Origin of the sequence: Paracoccus saliphilus, from assembly GCF_028553805.1 — a bacterium.
GTDB classification, from domain to species: Bacteria; Pseudomonadota; Alphaproteobacteria; order Rhodobacterales; family Rhodobacteraceae; genus Paracoccus; species Paracoccus saliphilus.
Genome location: NZ_CP067140.1, coordinates 472,914 through 493,664, shown reverse-complemented (window position 1 = coordinate 493,664; position 20,751 = coordinate 472,914). Strand labels below are relative to the sequence as shown.

Annotated in this window: 13 protein-coding genes; 7 read left to right on the top strand and 6 right to left on the bottom strand. The window is 61.7% G+C overall.

The window, feature by feature from the left end:
• Nucleotides 1–8 precede the first annotated feature (8 nt).
• The 6 genes from JHX88_RS02315 to JHX88_RS02290 all read right to left on the bottom strand — a co-directional run bounded on the left by JHX88_RS02315 (nt 9) and on the right by JHX88_RS02290 (nt 8,710).
• Nucleotides 9–1,538, bottom strand: a complete 1,530-nt coding sequence (locus JHX88_RS02315; protein ID WP_076522620.1) for an OpgD/OpgG family glucan biosynthesis protein — start codon at nt 1,536–1,538, stop codon at nt 9–11.
• Between the two features lie 16 nt (nt 1,539–1,554).
• Nucleotides 1,555–2,691: an OpgC family protein gene (locus JHX88_RS02310; protein WP_272848164.1), complete on the bottom strand. Its 1,137-nt coding sequence runs from the start codon at nt 2,689–2,691 to the stop codon at nt 1,555–1,557.
• Between the two features lie 77 nt (nt 2,692–2,768).
• Complete coding sequence (locus JHX88_RS02305; RefSeq protein ID WP_076522618.1) at nt 2,769–4,154, bottom strand: tetratricopeptide repeat protein; 1,386 nt, start codon at nt 4,152–4,154, stop codon at nt 2,769–2,771.
• A 250-nt stretch (nt 4,155–4,404) separates the two neighbouring features.
• Nucleotides 4,405–6,012: a thiamine pyrophosphate-binding protein gene (locus JHX88_RS02300; protein WP_076522617.1), complete on the bottom strand. Its 1,608-nt coding sequence runs from the start codon at nt 6,010–6,012 to the stop codon at nt 4,405–4,407.
• Nucleotides 6,009–7,016: a CaiB/BaiF CoA transferase family protein gene (locus JHX88_RS02295; RefSeq protein WP_076522616.1), complete on the bottom strand. Its 1,008-nt coding sequence runs from the start codon at nt 7,014–7,016 to the stop codon at nt 6,009–6,011. The genes JHX88_RS02300 and JHX88_RS02295 overlap by 4 nt, the downstream gene beginning before the upstream one ends.
• A gap of 74 nt (nt 7,017–7,090) precedes the next feature.
• Nucleotides 7,091–8,710, bottom strand: coding sequence for an acyl-CoA dehydrogenase family protein (locus JHX88_RS02290; protein ID WP_076522615.1), 1,620 nt, complete (start codon nt 8,708–8,710; stop codon nt 7,091–7,093).
• Between the two features lie 358 nt (nt 8,711–9,068).
• Between JHX88_RS02290 and JHX88_RS02285 the strand changes: the two genes are divergently transcribed.
• The 7 genes from JHX88_RS02285 (at nt 9,069) to JHX88_RS02255 (ending at nt 20,719) form a co-directional block, all read left to right on the top strand.
• On the top strand, nt 9,069–10,709 hold the full coding sequence (locus JHX88_RS02285) for a GMC family oxidoreductase (protein ID WP_076522614.1): 1,641 nt from the start codon (nt 9,069–9,071) through the stop codon (nt 10,707–10,709).
• Nucleotides 10,710–10,736: 27 nt separating this feature from the next.
• Nucleotides 10,737–12,365: a long-chain-fatty-acid--CoA ligase gene (locus JHX88_RS02280; RefSeq protein WP_076522613.1), complete on the top strand. Its 1,629-nt coding sequence runs from the start codon at nt 10,737–10,739 to the stop codon at nt 12,363–12,365.
• Nucleotides 12,362–14,095 (top strand): aldehyde dehydrogenase family protein, encoded by a 1,734-nt coding sequence (locus JHX88_RS02275; RefSeq protein ID WP_076522612.1) that lies wholly within the window; start codon nt 12,362–12,364, stop codon nt 14,093–14,095. Before JHX88_RS02280 ends, JHX88_RS02275 begins: the two co-directional genes overlap by 4 nt.
• A gap of 29 nt (nt 14,096–14,124) precedes the next feature.
• Nucleotides 14,125–14,745 carry a TetR/AcrR family transcriptional regulator gene (locus tag JHX88_RS02270; RefSeq protein ID WP_076522611.1) on the top strand — a complete coding sequence of 207 codons (621 nt, stop codon included), beginning with the start codon at nt 14,125–14,127 and terminating at the stop codon, nt 14,743–14,745.
• An 83-nt stretch (nt 14,746–14,828) separates the two neighbouring features.
• Complete coding sequence (locus JHX88_RS02265) at nt 14,829–16,805, top strand: alkyl/aryl-sulfatase (RefSeq protein WP_076522610.1); 1,977 nt, start codon at nt 14,829–14,831, stop codon at nt 16,803–16,805.
• Nucleotides 16,806–17,018: 213 nt separating this feature from the next.
• Entirely contained in the window at nt 17,019–19,103 is a 2,085-nt protein-coding gene (locus JHX88_RS02260) for a hydantoinase/oxoprolinase family protein (protein ID WP_076522609.1), read from the top strand.
• On the top strand, nt 19,100–20,719 hold the full coding sequence (locus JHX88_RS02255; protein WP_076522608.1) for a hydantoinase B/oxoprolinase family protein: 1,620 nt from the start codon (nt 19,100–19,102) through the stop codon (nt 20,717–20,719). The genes JHX88_RS02260 and JHX88_RS02255 overlap by 4 nt, the downstream gene beginning before the upstream one ends.
• The last annotated feature ends 32 nt before the right edge of the window (nt 20,720–20,751 follow it).

Below are 20,751 nucleotides of genomic sequence, written 5' to 3'. Positions count from 1 at the left end.
ACATCATGTCAATCGCTCCAGCGATACAGCCACACCTCACTGACCCGGACACCGTCGCGGTGCAGTTCCGCACGTATTTCGGGCCGGGCACCTTTCGCAGCGTTCAGCGTGAAGGCGAGGCGCATTCCGCCGGTTCCCGGATTATACTGAACGGTCGGGTTGCTGATATTCCCGATACGCGAATGCACCCGCGCCTCGAGTTTTGCGGGATCAAGGCCAAGCGCCGCATGCTTGGCAAAATCGATGGTGAAGATCCGCCCCTCCTCGAACACCCGGCGGCCCGACCTGCTATTCAGAACCTCTGCGACAGCGCCATCCACCGGGGCGGAATCGCACCAATGCAGCTTATAGGCAAAGTGATGTCCACGTCCTGCGCGCAGCGGTTCGGATGGCCGCCAGAAAGCCACGATATTATCGTAGATCTCCTTGTCCGCCGGGATCTCCACCAGCCCGACAAAACCCGGCCCCCAAGAACCCATCGGCTCGACCCAAAGCGAGGGACGGCGTTCGTAATGCGCCTGGAGATCGCCGAAATCGCCCTCCTCACGTGCGCGCTGCATCAATCCGAAGCCTCGGGTGCCGCTATCCATGAAATAGCTGATGCCAAGCTGGTGAGGATTGGAGAGAGGCCGCCAGATCTGCTCTCCCGCGCCGTTCACCATCAGCAAACCGTCGCTGTCATGCACGGCATCCCGGAAATCATCGAATCGTGAGCGGTTGGTCTGGTCGAAGAGGAACATCGACGTACCCGGCGCAATCCCCGCCGCAGCCAAGTCGACGCGGGGAAACAGGGTGCATTTCACCTCCATCCGCGTCTGTGCGCCCTTTTTGATCTTGAAACTGTAGGCCCCGGCGACACTGGGACTGTCCAAAAGCGCATGGATCGTGATGTCCGGCGCGTTCGGCTCGGGCGTCTCGATCCAGAATTCGCGGAAGGAGGGGAACTCCTCGCCCTCGGAACTGCCGGTGCCGAGGGCGAGCCCGCGCGCCGACAAACCGTAAACCTGCCCTCGTCCGAGTGCACGGAAATAGCTGGCCCCCTGGAAAACGGCATATTCCTGGAACACGCCGGGTTTTTCCAGCTCGCCGCGCAGACGGAAACCGGAAAAGCCCATTCCATCGGTGGGCAGGTCGGGAAACTGGTCGGTTCTGTCGAATGTATCCAGATCGAACAGAACCGGGCGGGCCTGCCCATCGGCAACCGCATTGATTTTCACGGGCCGGTCGAACAGATAGCCTGCAGGGAAGAAGTCGACCACCGCCGGCCGGCCCGTGTCACGCCACAGGGCATGCCGTTCGTCGAACCAGATGTTGCGAAATTCATCGTAATTCAACTCGCGCCAGGACAACGGCACCTGCTGCGGCGGAGCATAAAGGCTGGATGCCAGCTCTTCCGCCTTGTCGCGCAACATGTCGGCGCTGAACGGTTCCGGCTCGCCGAGTTTCACCGGGTCATGCGTCTCTGCCCATGCTGGCGAACCCAACGCCCAACCTAAAGAGGCAAGCGCCGCCGAGGAAATCACTTGTCGTCTGTGCATCACGATCCTTTGCTTTTCATATGCCCGACATGCCGGGTGTCGCGGCGGGTTGCCGGGACGGCGCCGCCGGATTTGCCGCCTGACGCCAAGGCTGCCGCTTGAGATAGGCCACGAAATAAGCCACGCCGGTAATGACCGCCGCACCAAGGAGATTGACGATCGCCGCGTTGAGAGGGCTGCGTCCGAAGATGTCGAAAAGCACTCCCAAAAGGCGCGCGAGGATCATCGATGTCATGAACACCGCCAGTGACTGTTGCCCGACCTTGCGGATGATGGCGACGATAGCGGTCCACCACCGCCCGCCGAACAGCCGGGAACCGCCAGGCCCCGCCGCAATCCAGGCAAGATAGGCGAGGCTGAGGAAATGGATATAGCGGAGGATGCCGAAATCCGTCTTGGTGAAGAGGAATTTCCACTCCCCACGCCACTCGCGGATGAAGTCGAATTCCCTGTAGATCCTGAACCAGGCAACCGGGATGGTCGCGAGAACGACAATCAGGGCCATGACGATCAGCAGGCGGTTCACCGGCGGCGCGGGCAACCAGCCCGCCATGAAGGCAAAGCCCGTGAAGAAGACCAGCTGCCATGTGAGAGGATTGAAGAACCATTGCCGCGTGCTGGAATTGTTGAACCAGTATTCGGCGGGGAATCCGAAACCGGTCACACTCGTCACCAGCCAAAGCGCGACACAGAACCCCATTGCGAAATTGGGGTGGATACGGGCCAACGCCATGACCAGCGGCAACAGGGCGAGGATCACCAGATACATCGGCAGGATGTCGAAGTAATTCGGCACATAGGTCAGCGTCATCAGCCCGACCGTGTTCGGCCCCGGATTGTTCAGGAATGGGTAGAGGTTGAGCGAGCCCACGTAATCCTTCTCGAACCAGCCGGTCATGTTCAGGACGACCATGGCCAGAAGACCGGTCACGAAGACACCGATATGAGCCCAATAGACCTGCCACACCCGATGCACGATGCGCAGCGTTCCCATGAACCAGCCCGCCTTGCGGAAGATACTGCCAAAGGCGATCGCCGAGGCCATCCCCGAGCAGAACACGAAGATCTCGGTCGCGTCGGAAAAACCGAAACGGGCAGGTATCCACAAGGTCCAAGGATTCCCGCTGATATGGGCGATCAGGATGATATACATTCCCAGCCCCCTGAAAAAATCCAGCCGAGGGTCTCGCGCCGGTTTTCCCGGAGGGCTGGAGGTGGATAATACAGCGCTCATATGGACTCCTCTATCCCGGACGAACGGCTTTGCGTTTCGCACGTAGATGCCCTGACAGAGGCGAGAAAGTCCAATCTGCGCCTCGTATACCCGTCCTGATGCCCGCCACGCGCCTTGACCCGTTCATTCAGCAAATTCTCGGTCTCGTCCAGATAGCCGCCGCGCAATCCCGCCTCGACGGCGATGCGGGTGAACACGTCGCGCTGCGCATGACTCCCTCCGACTGCCTGCAAATCCGACAGCGCCTTGCGCATATGCAGCCAGGAGACACCGTAATTCCCCGCGGCATAAGCCTGCAGGCTAAGCGCGGTATTATGGCCGTTTCTCCCGATGATCGCCTTCGCCTCGCCGTCAGAAGAACGCGCCTTGGCCATATTGCCGATCAGCCGGGCGGCCGCCTGTTCACGCTTGCCGCCAATCAGGGCCAGCAGATAATGCAGATCCGCGAAGGCCAAGCAGCCATCCCCTGCCCGCTTGTCCGAAAGATCGGCAACCTCTTCCCATCGGTCGCCGACCGGGACTCCCTCCAGCTCCAGCCGGGCCAGTAGCGAGGTCGCATTGGCGATATCGCGATAATCATCGGTCTTTTCGCGCCGGATCTCGGTGTCATACAGGTCAAGCGCAGCGTCGAAATTGCCAAGATCAAGATACATCAGCGCCTGGTGCCACCAGACGTGAAAGCGGAAATTATTGCAATGCGCCCAGGACGCCTCGCGCCCATGCAACCAATCCAACCCCTCCTGCGCACGCCCGGTCGAATCATAGACATGGGCCACCGCATGCAGCCCCCAGGCATCGCTCGGCGCCAGTTCGACGGCCCGCATCCCGGCACGCTCGGCCCGCGCATATTCGCCGGTTTCCTCAAGCGTGAATGCATGGCAGCCCAGAAGATAGCCCTTCGCTGCATGCCCCTCCCAATGCGGCAGCACCCCCTCGGCAGAGCGGCGCATGACATCGGGCCGGCCCATCACGAACTGGATGGCCTGCACCATCTTCATGGCCAGCGCATCGCGCGGGTTCTGGTCCAGCACCTGCTGCAAGCGATCCGCCGCGGCGCTCGGACGGCCCTGCAGCCAGAACCCGAGGGCGTCGATAAACCCCGTCTCGGCGGGGTTGGGGGGCAGGCGTTTCGCCGCAGCGAGCGCCTCGCGATAAGCCTCTTGCGCGACGGCGACCATTTCGGTCCGGCCCAGCAGCAGGCAGGCCAATCCGCGAACCGCTTGCGCCAGCGCGAAATCCGGGGCTTTCACGATCACCTCGTTCAGATCCGCCGCCGTTGATTCCGCGTGCGACAAGATCCCGGTCACGACACGGTTCCATGTGGGGATATGCTGCCTGTCCAACGACACGCCAATGCCTGACAGGTCCGCCGCATATGTCATCGTTACTCTCCTGATTGCCGGTCCGGACATGTCTGGCATCGCAGAACGGACCCGGATTACTTGTTGAACAATTCGACAGAGAGCATCTTTCGTTACAGAAAATCAGCATTTTATTTATCGCTTGCAGAAGCCTCCCGGAGTCGCGGAGAGATAAACGCCCCACGGGGTCAATGGTTTCTACGGCTTTCCACTGCAAGCTGAATCCCGCCAGCTTCATGACAGGATGGAATGCGGAACCAATATCGGAGCGTCAGAACGCTCCGTCATAGGCGCACGATCCGATCCGGATTGCCAACAGCGTAAAGCAGTCGCGTTCAAGCGCCTTGCCTGCCTCGATCGCAAGGCTCGCGGCATCGTCGATCCAGACCCCATGCCCGCCAAATGCCTGCGCCAAGGCGGGGTAGTCGGTCTTGCCCTTGAAATCGACTCCCAGGTTGGGACGTTGCCCCGCCCTTTGCTTCATCTCGATCAGCGACAGCGAGCCGTCGACCAACACCGCCAGGATCACCGGCAAGCCGAGATCGCGCAGCGTGGCCAGATCGCCAGCCCCCATCTCGAGCCCGCCATCGCCCAGAATGGCCAAGGAAGGCGCCCCAGGGCGTCCCAGGCTGGCGCCTGCCGCCAGGGGCAAAGCGCAGGCCATGGTGCATAAAGCGCTGGATTGCAGCATCAGTCGCGGCTCTGGGCAGGTCCAGATCTGGCTGGCAAGGATGCGATGCGCGCCTGAATCCGCCGTGACAACCGTTTCTGGCGGCATCGACTCACGCAAGGTCCGGAACACCTGATGCGGTCCCCAGCCCTCCGGCTCGGCAAAGGCTTGCGTCAAAGCCTCGCGCGCTCTGGCAGGCTGCTCCGATGGCCAGCGGGAGGGGGCATCGTGATGCAAAGCCTCCAATGTCATGCCAACATCGCCGATCAGCATCTCATCGGCGCGGTGCATCCCATGTGTGCGCGGAACGGGGGCGATCTCGATCACGCGGGTGTCATCGCCCCATGGATCGCGCCAACCGGCCCGCATCTCGATGGGATCGTAGCCCGCCAAAAGGATCATATCCGCCTCGGCGATCAGCGGCATCAGGATCTTGTCTGCGCGCGGAGACAGCCCTGCCCCGCCAAGGCATAGCGGATCGGCCTCGTCCATCAGCCCCTTGCCCTTGTAGCTGGTGATCAGCGGTATCCGATGCCGACGGCAAAAACCGGCGACAGCCAGACCCGCGCCATCGTTGACGGCATCCACCCCGGCGATCATCAGCGGCCTGACCGAACCCGCCAGCGCCTTGCGGATACGCTCCAGATCCGGGTGATGAGGCACCGAGGGCGGCGTGAAGGACAAGGCCCGCGACGGCGGCTCTTCGCTCTCTCCCTCGGCCACCGAGATCGGAATGTCGATATGCACCGGCCCCGGCTGGCCCGATCTGGCAATCGTGATCGCCTTTTCCATCACCGCCCCGACGGCCCCTCCGACCGCCCGGAAGCTGGCCTTTACTACCGGACGCAACAGGGCCTGGTGATCGAAGACCTGGTGGGTATATCGCTCGGCCTCGGCCGCATCGACGCAGCCGGTCAGGAAGATCAACGGCACCCGGTCCTGCATCGCGTTGGCCACCACGTTGACGGCATTGGCAACGCCCGGCCCGAGAGTCGCGACCAGCACCGGCAGATCGCCTGTCACATGCCAATGCCCCTCGGCAAAGAAACCCCCGGCATTCTCGTGCCGAACCAGCGTAAAGTTCACACCGGCCCGGTCCAGCCCCTCGATCAGCGCCAGCACTTCGCCGCCCGGCACGCCGAAAGCCCGTGTCGCCCCGGCATCCGCCAGCATCCGGCCGATGATGTCGGCGCCTGTCCGATTTGTCATTCCATTTCTCCGATCACGCCCGAGGCTTTCAGCCGGTCAAGCTCCTGCCGGGCCAGCCCCAGATGATCCCGCAGCACCTCGGCAGTATGCTGACCCAACAGCGGCGGCGCATTGCCATAATGCACCGGCGTATCGCTGAATTTCAGCGGATTGCCGATCAGATCGACATTCCCGCCACCCGCAAGAGGATGCGGCAGGCTGATGCGCATGTCCCGCGCTGCCACCTGTGGGCTACCGAACACCTGCCGCAGATCGTTGATCGGCCCGCCCGGCACCGAGAGCACCTCCAGCCGCTCCAGCCAGTCAGAGGCCGGGCGCGCGCGGGTGATCTCTTCGATGATCGGGATCAGTTCGGCGCGATTGCGGACCCGGTCGCCATTCGTGGCAAAACGCGGATCATCGGCCAGGTCAGCGCGCCCGGCATCGCTGACGAAACGGTGAAACTGGGCATCGTTGCCGATGGCGATGATGAACTCGCCATCCGAGGCGGGGAATGCACCATAGGGCACGATCGTCGGATGGTCGTTCCCACGCCGGGGCGGAACCTGCCCGTCAGTCAGATAGCCGACGCCCTGATTGATCAGCCATGCCACTTGCGTATCGTAAAGGCAGACATCGATATGCTGCCCTTGCCCACTATTGTGACGCGCCTGCAGCGCCGCGAGAATGCCCGTCAGCGCATACATGCCGCACATGACATCGGCGATCCCGACCCCGACCTTGAGAGGACGGCCATCGGCCTCACCCGTCAGGCTCATGATTCCCGCCTCGCCCTGGATCAGAAAATCATAGCCCGCCCGATGCGCATTCGGACCGGTCTGCCCGAAACCGGTGATCGAGCAATAGATCAGGCGCGGGTTCACATTCGACAGGCTGGCGTAATCCAGCCCGTAACGGGCCATGTCCCCGCTCTTGAAATTCTCGACCAGGATATCGGCCTTCTCCGCCAGCTTGCGGATCAATGCCTGCCCCTCGGGATCGGCAAGCGGAGCAGCGGACGACATAACAACGAACTCCCGAACCGGATCTAAGAGACGACTCGGCCATTTGAGTGGCCTTCACCGCAACGGGTTTATCATCATCCGATCCGGTCAAGCAATTCGCGCGGCACCGGACCGGGTAGCGATCCCGTGACATGCCCGCGTTCGCCCGCGATGCGGGTGGTGACAAAACCGTCGGCCACGGCAGACACACCGGCGCGGATCAGCACGGACGCCGTCAGCAGCAAGGCCGTGCGTTCGGCAAACCACCTTGCCTCGCCTTCCGGCGGCAGGCTGGGCCAACGTTCGGCATGTGCCTTGAGCGCAGTGTCGTAGCGGCGATCGCTGCCGGTGGCGGCCTCCAGCTCCGCACGCAGCGCATCGGCCGCCAGCGGTTCGCGGGCCAACGTGCGCAGGATGTCGAGGCAGATGACATTGCCCGACCCCTCCCATATGCCGTTCAAGGGGGCCTCGCGGTAATAAAGCGGCTGACCGGTTTCCTCGATATAGCCCATGCCGCCCAGCACCTCCATCGCCTCGTAAGTCACGATGGGGCAGCGCTTGTTGCCCAGGAACTTGGCGAGGGCGACGCCGATCCGGGCAAAGGCGCGGTCTTCCGGGGCGGTGCCGTCAAAGGCCCGCGCCACCCGCAGACCGAGCGCCAGAGCCCCTTCGCAATCCAGCGCGAGATCGGCCATGACCGCCTGCATCAGCGGCTGGTCGATCAGCCGCTTCTGAAACGCGCTGCGGTTCTTTGCCCAATGATTAGCCGCACTTATCGCCCCTCGCATCAGCCCGGCCGGGGCCAGGGCGGTGTCCAGGCGCGTGTGGTGGACCATCTCGATGATGGTCCGAACGCCCGCACCCTCATCGCCCAATCGATAGGCGATGGCGTTATGATATTCGATCTCGGATGACGCGTTGGAGCGGTTACCGAGCTTGTCCTTCAGGCGCTGGATATGGATGGCGTTCCGCTCACCCTCCAGCCAGCGCGGCACGAGGAAGCAGGTCAAACCGCCGGGGGCCTGTGCCAGCGTCAGGAAACCATCCGACATCGGAGCCGAGCAGAACCATTTGTGGCCGGTCAAGCGATAGGAATCTCCTTCCGGTTCGGCCCTCGTGGTATTGCTGCGCAAATCGGAGCCGCCCTGCTTTTCGGTCATCGCCATGCCGAGCGTTGCAGAAGATTTTTCATTTATCGGACAAGGACTTGGATCATAGGCACGCGCCGTCAACCGTGGCTGCCAGATGGCCGCCAGCTCGGGATTTTCGGCCATTGCGGGGACGGCGGCATAGGTCATCGTCATGGGGCAGCAATGGCCCGGCTCGATCTGGCTGGCCAGGTAGACCATGGCGGCATGGGTGACATGACCGCCCGGAGTTCCGTCCCAGGCAATTCCGGCATAACCTGCGCTCAGGCTGGTCCGCATCAACTGATGCCAAGCCGGATGAAAGCGGACTTCGTCCAACCTGCGCCCGCCCTGATCGAAAACCACCAGCTCGGGACTGTGCCGGTTTGCGATCTGACCGGCCTCGCGCATATCCGCGCGCCCCATGGTTTTTCCATAATCTGCAAGGGGTTCTGCCTGCCCACCCTCGCGGGGGACAGCTTCGCGCAGAGCGATGTCGCCTTGCCACAGATCGCTATCGCCCCGAGCGGGCGGCTGATTCTGGACTTCGTGGGTTTCGAACTGGCTTCGTGCTGCGGAATGGGTCATGGCTCCTCCTTTGGATAGAATAGGGTCGTACCGCCTTTGCGGTCCAGCGGCGGGCAAAGTGACGTGACGTGATTTGATCCGGCACGCCTTCTCTCGCGATGCAACGGCTGCGCGCGCTGCATGGAACCCCCTCGCAACACCGAGTGAGCTTTACCCAGCAAATGCTGGGTTTTTGGGCCACACAACCCGTACACCGCGCGTGCACAGGACGTACACAGATCGTACACAAGCTGCGAGTGTTGCGCATCGGATCTGCGGTAGGCGGCCATATTTCCTCGTACATTTTTATTGTTCAAATGTACGAAATTATGTTAATCATTGAATCAGCGAGGAGCAACAATCAAAAACAGGGGTGGTCATGGAATATGACTATGTCATCGTCGGCGGAGGCTCGGCCGGATCGACATTGGCCAATCGGCTGAGCGCGGATCCGAACAACAAGGTTTGCCTGCTGGAAGCTGGCGGAGAGGGGCGCAGCCTGATCGTGCGCGCGCCAGTGGGCGTCGTGGCCATGATGCCCGGTTACGGCAAGATCAACAACTGGGCCTTCGATACCGTGCCGCAGCCGGGTCTCAATGGCCGCATCGGTTATCAGCCGCGCGGCAAGGCCTTGGGCGGGTCATCTGCCATCAATGCGATGCTGTATATTCGCGGCCATGCCAGTGACTACGACGAATGGGCCGAGTTGGGGAACGAAGGCTGGGCGTGGAATGACGTGTTGCCCTATTTCCGCAAGGCCGAGAACAACGAGCGAGGCGAAAACGAGACGCATGGCACGGGCGGGCCGCTGCAAGTCTCCAACCAGCGCTGCCCCCGCCCGATCACCGCCGCCTTCATCGAGGCGGCGCAGGAAAACCAGCTTGGTTTCCGCGAAGATTTCAATGATGGCGAGCATGAGGGCGCCGGGTATTTCCAGGTCACCCAGTTCCATGACGGCGAAAAGCGCGGCGAGCGCTGTTCGGCGGCGGCGGGCTATCTGCATCCGATCATGGGGCTGCGCAAGAACCTGACCGTGATCACCGGCGCGCAAGCGACCCGTGTCCTGTTCGAGGGCAAGCGGGCCGTGGGACTGCGCTATCGCCAAGGCAAGAAGGACCACGAGGTCAAGGCGCGACGCGAGGTGGTGCTGGCCAGCGGCGCTTTCGGATCACCGCAATTGCTGATGCTGTCGGGGGTCGGACGTCCCGACGATCTGCGCCAGCAGGGCATCGAGACTGTGCACGAGTTGCAGGGTGTCGGCCAGAATCTGCAGGACCATATCGATTTCATCATGGGCTACAAATCGAAGGACAAGGACAATTTCGGCCTCGGCTTCGCGGCGGGCGCAAAGATGGTGAAAGAGGCGCTGAAATGGCGCAAGGACGGCAATTCCATGATCGCATCGCCCATCGGCGAGGGGGCGGCGTTCTTCAAGACCTCGCCCGACCTAGACAGGCCGGATTGCCAGATCCATTTCGTCGCGGCGATTGTCGATAACCACGCCAGGAACCTGCATTGGGGCTATGGCTTCTCGTGCCATGTCTGCGTTCTGCGTCCCCATTCCGTAGGCGAGGTGTTCCTGCAAAGCGGCGATCCACTGGCACCTCTCGGCATCGATCCGAAATTCCTGTCGGATGATCGCGATCTTCAGACGCTGATGAAGGGCGCGAAGATGACGCGGCAGATACTCGAATCGCCGGCGCTGGAGAAATACCGGCACAAGGAATTGTTCGGCATCCATGACAACATGACCGACCAGGAATGGGAGCAGGTCATCCGCAACCGCGCCGATACGGTCTATCACCCGGTAGGCACCTGCAAGATGGGTCATGACGACATGGCGGTCGTGGACAGCCGGTTGCGCGTCCACGGGATGGAAGGGCTGCGCGTGGTCGATGCATCGATCATGCCGACACTGGTTGGCGGAAACACCAATGCGCCGACGATAATGATTGCGGAAAAAGCCTCGGAGATGATCCTTGAGGATGCGGCCGGCGGCAAGGCCGTCCGCGCCGCTTAACGACGACAGAACACGGGAGGAGAACCCATGAACGGAACCATGATGCATCAGTCGCTGACGACCGGCTCGCTGATCGATCACGCCGCCCGCTATCACGGCGGAACCGAAATCGTCTCGGTCGAGACGACGGGCGGGATCGAACGCACGAACTGGGCCAAGGTGGATGCCAATGCGCGCAAGCTGGCCTCGGCGCTGGATAAGCTGGGCGTCTCACAGGGTGCACGTTGCGGCACGATCGCCTGGAACAACCGCCGCCACCTGGAGATCTATTTCGGCGTCGGTGCGGGCGGGCGCGTGACGCATACGATCAACCCGCGGCTGGCGCCGGAACAACTGATCTATATCGTCAATCACGCGGAAGACGAGGTGATGTTCTTCGACCGGACCTTCCTGCCCGCCGCAGCCCAACTTTGCCAGCACTTCAAGACGGTCAAGCATTGCGTCCTGATGGGGCCACGCGACGAGGAAGCGGCCGGAATGATCGAGGGCCTGCTGTTCTATGACGAACTGGTCGAGACCGGCGATTCGGACTACCAATGGCCGGAACTGGACGAGAAGGCTCCGGCGGCACTGTGCTATACGTCGGGGACGACCGGCAATCCCAAGGGCGTCCAGTATTCGCATCGCTCGCTTGTGCTGCATACGCTTGGCGCCAATCAGCCGGACGGGACCTGCATCTCGGCCATGGATGCGCTGTTGCCGGTTGTGCCGATGTTCCATGTAAACGCCTGGGGGATTCCCTATATCGCCGCAATGGCCGGTGCGCGGCTGGTCATGCCGGGACCGAAGCTGGACGGCGAAAGCCTGGTGCAACTGCTGAATGACGAAAAGGTCACGGTGGCCTTCGGGGTGCCTACGATCTGGATGGGGCTCTTGGCGGCGCTGCGCTCCTCAGGCGAGAAACTGCCGCATCTGACGCGGTCATTCGTCGGCGGAACGGCGCTGCCGCCCTCGATGATCGACGCTTTCCGCGAGGAATTCGACGTCGAGCTGATCCATGCATGGGGGATGACCGAAACGGCTCCGGTCGCGACGCTGAACAAGCTGCTCTACAAGCATGGTGAGTTGCCGCTCGAGACACAGCGCGAATTGCGCCATGCGCAGGGCAGACCCCTGTTCGGGGTCGAGCTGCGGGTCGTGGACGAAGCGGGAACACGGCTGCCGGATGACGGCGAAAGCCAGGGTAGCCTGCAGATCCGCGGGCACTGGATCGTAGAGAGCTATTTCGGCAAGGGCGAAAGCGCGCTGTCGCCGGATGGCTGGTTCGATACCGGCGATGTCGCGACAATCGATCCGGACGGCTTCATGGTTATCCGCGACCGGGCCAAGGACATCATCAAGTCGGGCGGCGAGTGGATTTCCACGGTCGACTTGGAAAATATCGCCATCGCCCATCCCGGCATCGCCAATGCCGCCGCCATCGCTGCCTATCACCCGAAATGGGACGAGCGCCCAGTGCTGATCTGCGTGCGGGCCGAAGGGGCGAATGTCGAGGAGGCGGAACTGTTGGCCAGCTACGAGGGTAAAGTGGCGAAATGGCAGGTGCCGGACCGCGCGATCTTCGTCGAAACATTGCCGATCGGCGCAACCGGCAAGGTGCAGAAGAACAAGCTGCGCGAAGAATACGGGCAGACCTTGGTGGAGAGCGGGCAATGACCGCGCTTCGCCAGAAGTCGACGGCGGATGCCCCCCGAACCGAACTGGACGAGGCACTGGAGGCGCTGGACAAGGCCAAGCATGATTGGGCCCGTGTGCCTGCCGCCGACAGGCTGTTGATCCTGGACCAAGTCAAGGACGCGCTGCTGCCGGTGACCGAGGAATGGGCCGCAACGGCGGCGCGGGCCAAGCAGATCCCCGCAGATAGTCCTCTGGTCGGGGAAGAGTGGCTGTCAGGGCCCTATGCCCTGATGGCCGGTTGCAACGGGCTGATGGAGACCCTGTCGCAACTGGAAGACAAGGCGTTCCTGTCTCATCTGCCAAGCCGCAAACTGCCGAATGGCCAGCTTGCGCTGCGAGTCATGCCGCATTCGATCTGGGACAGGTTGCTTCTGTCGGGTGTCCATGCCGATGTCTGGATGCAGCCGGGAGTCTCCAATGCCAATCTGGCCGAACATGCCGCCTCTCTCTACGATACCCCCCCCAGGGAACGGCGTGGCAAGGTGGCACTGATCCTCGGCGCGGGAAACATTGCTTCGATCGCACCGCTGGACGTCTTCCAGAAACTGTTCCTCGAGAATCAGGTTTGCATTCTCAAGATGAACCCGGTGAACGACTACCTGACGCCGTTCCTCGAGGCCGCGCTTGCGCCGCTGATCGAACGGAACGCCCTGCGGATCGTCAAGGGCGACGGAGCGGCCGGAGCCTATCTGACCGATCATCCGCTGGTTGAGGAAATGCATATCACCGGCTCGCAGGCCACGCATGACGCCATTGTCTGGGGCACGGGCGAAGAAGGCGTGCGAAACCGCGCCGCGGGAACGCCCCGCAACAGCAAGCGCATCACCTCGGAGCTGGGGGCGGTCTGCCCGACCATCGTCGTGCCGGGACCGTGGAGCAAGGCCGATATCCGCTTTCAGGCCGAACATCTGGCCACGCAGAAGCTGCATAATTCCGGTTTCAACTGCATCGCCTGCCAGGTGCTGATCACGCAGCGGGGCTGGGAGCACGGACCTGCGCTGATCGAAGCCACCGAGAAAATAATGGCGCGCTCGACCCGCCCAGCCTATTATCCTGGCGCCGATGACCGGCTTGCGGATTTCGCGGCGCAATCAGAAAACCCGACGAGGATCGAGCGCGGCGACGCACCGCCACTGATCGTTACCGATACCGAGGACACGGATTATTTCCGCCAGACCGAGGTTTTCGCCCCTGCCATGTCGCGCACGGAGCTACACGCCAAGGATGCAGAAGACTTCCTGCGCCGGGCCATCATCTTTGCCAATGAACGGCTGCATGGCACCCTGGGCGCGAATATCATCATCCACCCTAAAACGATCAAGGCCATCGGGCGGCAGCGCCTGACCGAGATCATCGCGGAACTGCGCTATGGCACCATCGCGATCAACGCATGGACCGGCTTGGGCTTTCTTCTGGCTCCCTGCCCCTGGGGAGCCTTTCCCGGCCATACGCTGACGGATGTGCAAAGCGGGATCGGAACCGTGCATAACAGCTTCATGCTGGAAAAGACCGAGCGCGTGGTCGTCGAGGCACCGTTCCGCCCCTTTCCGCGCAGCCTTCTGGGCGGCAAGCCGACACTTCTGCCGCGCCCGCCATGGTTTATCACCAATCGCCGTCAGGATAGGCTGGGCGAGCTTCTGGTCGATTTCCAACACAGCCCCGGCTGGCGGAAATTGCCGCGTATCTTTCTTAACGCGTTACGGGGTTAGGGCGAAATCGAAACAAGCAGAGCAGTCAGATGAACGAACATGTGCCGGACCCGGCCGCAAAACTGGAAGAGCGCGCCAAGCGCAAGGCCGCCAAGCGCGAAGTCAAGAAGACCGAGATCGCCGCCAGCACGCTGGATGCGCTCAAGCAGCTCGGCTATGCCAACACCACCCTGCGCGATATCGCCGCGCAATCCGGCATGTCCCTAGGAAGCCTGACCTACTACTTCACCGACAAGGTCGAACTGATCACCTATTGCGTACGGCTCTACAAGGCAGAGTTCATCGACCGGATCGAGAAATCGGTCACGAGCGCAGAGGGACGCGACGCGGTCATCGATGCCTTTGCCGACGAGCTCACCCGCTCCATGACCGAGGATCTGCCGACGCATCGGCTGTGGTACGACATCCGAAGCCAGGCAATGTTCGACCCGGCATTCCGTCCGGTGGTGGAGGAAATCGAGGGCAAGCTGCTCGAAACCTTGACCCGCGTGGTACAAGCGGCCGGACAACAGGATACCAGCGCCGTCCCCCTGGGCTATGCCATGATCGATGGCGTGTTCCGCTTCCTGCTGCAGAGCCGTGACAGGCACGCACGGGACAATGATGAGCTCATGGCGATATTCACTGCAATTTTGCGCAGAATTTTCTAACATAATCAAACCGATAACGGGAAGGGTAGATGCCGCGGAACGCCTCTGCTCCGGAGCATCATAATGGGAGGACAAACGGGGAAATGAAGTATTCAGTATCGGCTATAGCGGTGACGCTAAGCCTCGCCCTGGCCGGGATGGCCCATGGGCAGGACAGCAAAGGCGCAAGCGAAACGACAAGGGCCAGCAACGCGGCGGTCTTGGAGAACTTGCCTTTCGAAGACCGCCGTTCCTTCGACAACGCGCATCGCGGCTTTGTCGCGCCACTGCCGGAGGGGGCGATCAATGGCGCGAACGGCAATCCGGTTTGGGATGCGGGGAAATATGCCTTCATCGCAGAGAATGAAGCCGCGCCCGATACGGTGAACCCGAGCCTCTGGCGGCAGTCTCAGCTTTTGAATATCGGCGGTCTGTTCGAAGTCGCCGAAGGGATCTATCAGATCCGCAATTACGATCTGTCGAACATGACGGTCATCGAGGGCGACGAGGGCATCACCGTGATCGACCCGCTCCTGTCGGCCGAAACGGCAGAGGCCGCGCTTGATCTGTATTACGCCAACCGCGGTGAAAAGCCTGTCAAGGCGGTGATCTACACCCACAGCCATGCCGATCACTTCGGCGGGGTGCGTGGCGTCGTGGACGAGGCGGATGTCGAAGCCGGCAAAGTCAGGATCTATGCGCCCGAGGGCTTCATGGAACACGCAATCGCCGAGAACGTGCTGGCGGGCAATGCGATGGCGCGCCGGGCAAGCTATCAGTTCGGAAACCTGCTGCCTCCCAGCCCACAGGGTCAGATCAGTGCGGGCCTTGGCGCGACGACCTCCGCAGGCGCGATCACGCTGATCCCACCCACGGATTACATCAGCGAGGACGGGCATCGCGAAACGATTGACGGTCATGTCTATGAATTCATGATGGCACATGGCTCGGAGGCCCCGTCGGAATTCGTGTTCTACATGCCGGAGCTGAAGGTCCTGAACATGGCCGAGACCGCGACGCATATGCTGCACAACACCTATACGTTGCGCGGCGCCAAGATTCGCGATCCACTGGCATGGTCGAAATACCTGAACGAGTCGATCAACCGTTGGGGCGACGAGGTCGAGATCCTTTATAACCAGCACCAATGGCCGGTCTGGAGCAATGACGAGGCGGTCGAGCATCTGAAATTGCAGCGCGACATGTATCGCTTCATCCATGACGAAACGTTGCGGCTGGCCAATCACGGCTACACGATGAACGAGATCGCCGAGATGATCGACCTGCCCGACGCGATCGAGCAGAGCTTCTCGAACCGCGGCTATTACGGGTCGTTCAGCCATAACGTGAAGGCCACCTATGTGCTGTATCTGGGCTGGTTCGACGGCAACCCGGCCAACCTGCATCCGCTGCCACCGGTCGAGACAGCCAAGCGTTACGTCGAGGTTATGGGCGGAGCCGAAGCCGTGCTGGAAAAGGCCCGCGCATCCTACGAGGCCGGAGAATATCGTTGGGTCGCGCAACTCGTGAACAATGTCGTCTTTGCCGATCCCGACAACCAGGCAGCGAAGGACCTGCAAGCGGATGCGCTGGAGCAGCTTGGCTACCAGGCGGAATCCGGGGTCTGGCGGAACTTTTACCTGAGCGCCGCGAAGGAACTGCGCCAAGGCGTCGCCGAATTGCCGACGCCGAATTCGGTCACGCCGGATACGTTGCGCGCCATGAGCCTCGATCTGTATTTCGATTACATGGCGGTGCGGCTGAACCATCCCGAGGCTGACGGCAAGCAGATCACGCTGAATTTCGTATTTCCCGATGTGGACGAGAAATATCTTCTGGAGCTGGAAAACGGCGTGCTGCACCACACGGAAGGCGCTCAATCGGACCAGGCGGACACGACGATCACGCTGGATCGCGCCACACTTGATGCGATCACGCTACAGCAAACGACAATGCAGGAGGCAGCGCAGGCCGGAGATGTGACATTCGAAGGCGATCCCGCCAAGTTGCAGGAACTGATGGCGCTGCTCGACAATTTCGAATTCTGGTTCAACATCGCGACTCCGAACCCGGTCCAGTAGGGGCTGAACAGAACGAAACAACATCAGGCCGGGCATCAGCCCGGCCTTTCCATTATTTCGGCTGAAAACTTTGACAAGAATATCTTGTCTTTCCGGTTGGACTTATTGTTTCCTTTGCATGCAGGTTCCGGGCTACATCTTTGCGGAACGCGGGATTGCCCGAATGCAAGCGGCATTCGTCAGATACGCGGCATCTGCTGTAAAGGAGAGCATATGAGGTCCGGTCAAGACATCCGACTCGGCGCCGATATCGGCGGCACTTTCACCGACATCGTGCTGGATCTGCACGGCACGGTCTATTCGGCCAAGGTGCTGACCAATTACACTGCCCCCGAGCAGGCGATTCTGGACGGCATCGCGATTGTCACGCAGGACGCGGGCATCTCGCCGTCGCAGATTGATCTTGTCATCCACGGCACGACTCTGGCCACCAATGCGCTGATCCAACGGCAGGGCGCCCGCACCGCGCTGATTACGACCGAAGGGTTCCGCGACGTGATCGAGATGCGCACCGAGAACCGTTTCGAGCAATATGACCTGAACCTTGTCCTGCCAAAGCCGCTGATCCCGCGCGAGGATCGTTTTCCGGTCAAGGGCCGGATCAATGCCCAGGGCAAGGAGTTGCAGCCGCTCGACGAAGCCGCGCTGGCAGAACTGGCCGAGCGGATCGCCGAGCAGGATTTCGGTGCCGTCGCCATCGGCTTCATCCATTCCTACGCGAATGGCGCTCATGAGCAGCGGGCGCGAAAGATCCTGCAGCGCAAGCTGGACCTGCCGATCTCGATTTCCTCTGAGGTCTCACCGCAGATGCGCGAGTTCGAGCGTTTCAACACCGTCTGCGCCAATGCCTATGTCCGTCCACAGATGGCCAGCTACCTGTCGCGCTTGCAGGACCGGCTGAAAGAGATGGGCGCGGTCTGCCCGGTTTTCATGATCCATTCGGGTGGCGGGCTGATCACGGTCGAGACGGCGGTGGAATTCCCGGTAAGACTTGTCGAATCCGGACCGGCGGGCGGGGCGATCTTTGCCGCCGATATCGCCCGGCGCTTTTCGCTGGATCGCGTCGTCAGCTATGACATGGGCGGCACGACCGCGAAGATCTGCCTTATCCAGGATTACCAGCCGCAAACCGCCCGGACCTTCGAGGTCGCGCGGACCTACCGCTTCTGCAAGGGCTCGGGAATGCCGATCTCGATCCCGGTCATCGAGATGATCGAGATCGGGGCGGGCGGCGGCTCCATTGCCTGGGTCGATGACATGGGACGCATCCAGACCGGCCCGGAATCGGCAGGTTCGGAACCCGGGCCCGCCTGTTACCAGCGCGGCGGAACAAAGCCCGCAATCACCGATGCCGACCTGGTGCTGGGCAAGATCGACGCCGACAACTTCGCCGGCGGCAAAATCAAGCTGTCGGGCGACAGTGCCCGCAAGGCCATCTCTGCCAATGTCGGAGACAGGTTGGGACTGGAGCCCATGGCAGCTGCTTTCGGCATCTGCGAGGTTGTGGACGAGAACATGGCCAACGCCGCCCGCGTTCATGCGGTCGAGAACGGCAGGAACATCTCGGATAACACGATGATCGCCTTTGGCGGTGCCGCGCCATTGCACGCCGCAAGGCTGTGCGAAAAGCTGAGCATCGACCGCTGCCTGATCCCGAATGGTGCCGGCGTTGGCTCTGCTATCGGATTCCTCAAGGCACCCTTTGGATACGAGGCGGTCGGATCGCAGGTCATGGCACTGTCGCGCTTCGATGCGAGCGCGCTGAACGCGATGCTCGACGGATTGAAGGACAGCGCCGAGAGTTTTGTCCGCGCGGGTGGCTCCGGGCAGATCAATCGCGAGATCGTGGCCTTCATGCGCTATGCCGGGCAGGGATGGGAAATCCCGGTGCCCCTGCCCGACCGGCAATTCAAGACAGATGACAGTGACATGATCGAGGCGGCCTTCCGCGAACGCTACGCCCAATTCTTCGGCCGCGCCGTCGATGGCCCCGAGATCGAGTTCGTGACTTTTTCGGTCAAGGCGCAGGACAGCCGACCCGAAAGCACAAAAGAGAGTTTGACCGAGGATGGCAGACCCGTTGCAGCGTCCGCCAGCCGCGAGATTTTCGACCCCGATATCGGCGCATCGACGGAAAGTGCCATCTTCGAACGTGACAGCCTGACAGCAGGTGACCGGATCGCGGGTCCCGCAGTCATTGTCGAAAGCGAAACCTCGACCGTTGTCACGTCGCTGTTCGATGCCGTCATTCAGGCCGATGGCACCATTCTTCTTGTTCGGAAAGGAGGCGCGGCATGAACCAGATCGATGAAATTCGCATGCAGGTGATGTGGAACCGGCTGATCTCGGTTGTCGAAGAGCAGGCGCTGACACTGATCCGCACCGCCTTTTCGACCTCGGTGCGCGAGGCAGGGGACCTGTCGGCGGGGGTGTTCGACGCGCGGGGCCGGATGCTGGCGCAGGCAGTGACGGGGACTCCCGGCCACGTGAATACCATGGCCGAGGCGGTGCTGAACTTTATACATGAAATCCCGCGCGATCAGATGTATCCGGGCGATACCTATGTCACCAACGATCCATGGTTGGGCACAGGCCATTTGCACGACGTCACCATGGTGTCTCCGTCGTTCCGGGACGGTGTGCTGATCGGCTTCTTCGCCTGCACCGCCCATGTCGTCGATGTTGGCGGGCGCGGTTTCGGGGCCGATGGCAAATCGGTTTACGAGGAAGGTATCCAGCTTCCGATCATGAAATTCGCTGAACGTGGCGAGGTGAATGCCGATCTGCTGCGCATCCTGCGGAGCAATGTGCGCGAACCCAACCAGGTTATCGGCGATTTCTATTCGCTCGCGGCCTGCAACGATGTCGGCCATCAGCGCCTAACCCGGATGCTGGACGAGGTGGGACTGGCCAATCTTGGCGACTTGGGAGAGTTCATCTTTTCGCGCACCCATAGCGCCATGATGGAGCGGATCGCGGCGCTGCCCAAGGGAAGCTGGTCAAACGAGATGCTGACCGACGGCTATGACGACCCGATCAACCTGGCAGCCCAGGTCACGATCGGCGACGACAACGTGCATGTCGATTTCAGCGGCAGTTCCGGGATCAGCCGGTGGGGCATCAATGTGCCGCTGATCTATACCAAGGCCTATGCTTGCTATGCGATCAAATGCGTCGTGGCGCCCGATATCCCGAACAACTCGGCCTCGCTGGCGGCGTTCTCGATCTCGTCGCCGGTCAACATCCTGAATGCGCAGCGCCCCGCGCCGGTCTCGTTGCGTCACGTCATCGGCCATATGGTCCCCGACGTGGTTCTGGGCGCGCTGGCCAAGGCTTTGCCAGGCAAGATACAAGCCGAAGGGGCGGGTGCATTGTGGAACATCCATATATCGGCGCGTCCCGTAGAAGGAACCGAGGGGCGGCGGGCCGAGGTGCTGCTGTTCAACTCGGGCGGAATGGGCGCGCGCCCAACGCTGGACGGGCTGTCCGCGACCGCTTTTCCTTCCGGCGTCATGACCATGCCGATAGAGGCGACCGAGCATACCGGCCCCATCGTCATCTGGCGCAAGGAATTACGGCCTGATTCCGGCGGCGCGGGCAAATATCGCGGCGGCCTGGGCCAGGTGATCGAGATAGCGCCCGAGGAAGGTCACGAATTCGATTTCTCGGCGATGTTCGACCGTGTCAGTGCCCCGCCCCGAGGGCGTGATGGCGGAGAACCCGGCGCGTCCGGAGAGGTGGCGCTGGACGATGGCGCCAAGCTTCGCCCCAAGGGCTGGCAGCACGTCCCCGCAGGTCAGCGACTTGTGTTGGATCTTCCCGGCGGCGGCGGCTTCGGCGATCCTGCCGAGCGTAGCCCGGATGCCGTGGCAGAGGATATCCGCAAGGGCTATGTGACCAAAGCACCGAAATGAGACCCGGATCGCCCGTCCTGCTACGCTGGCGA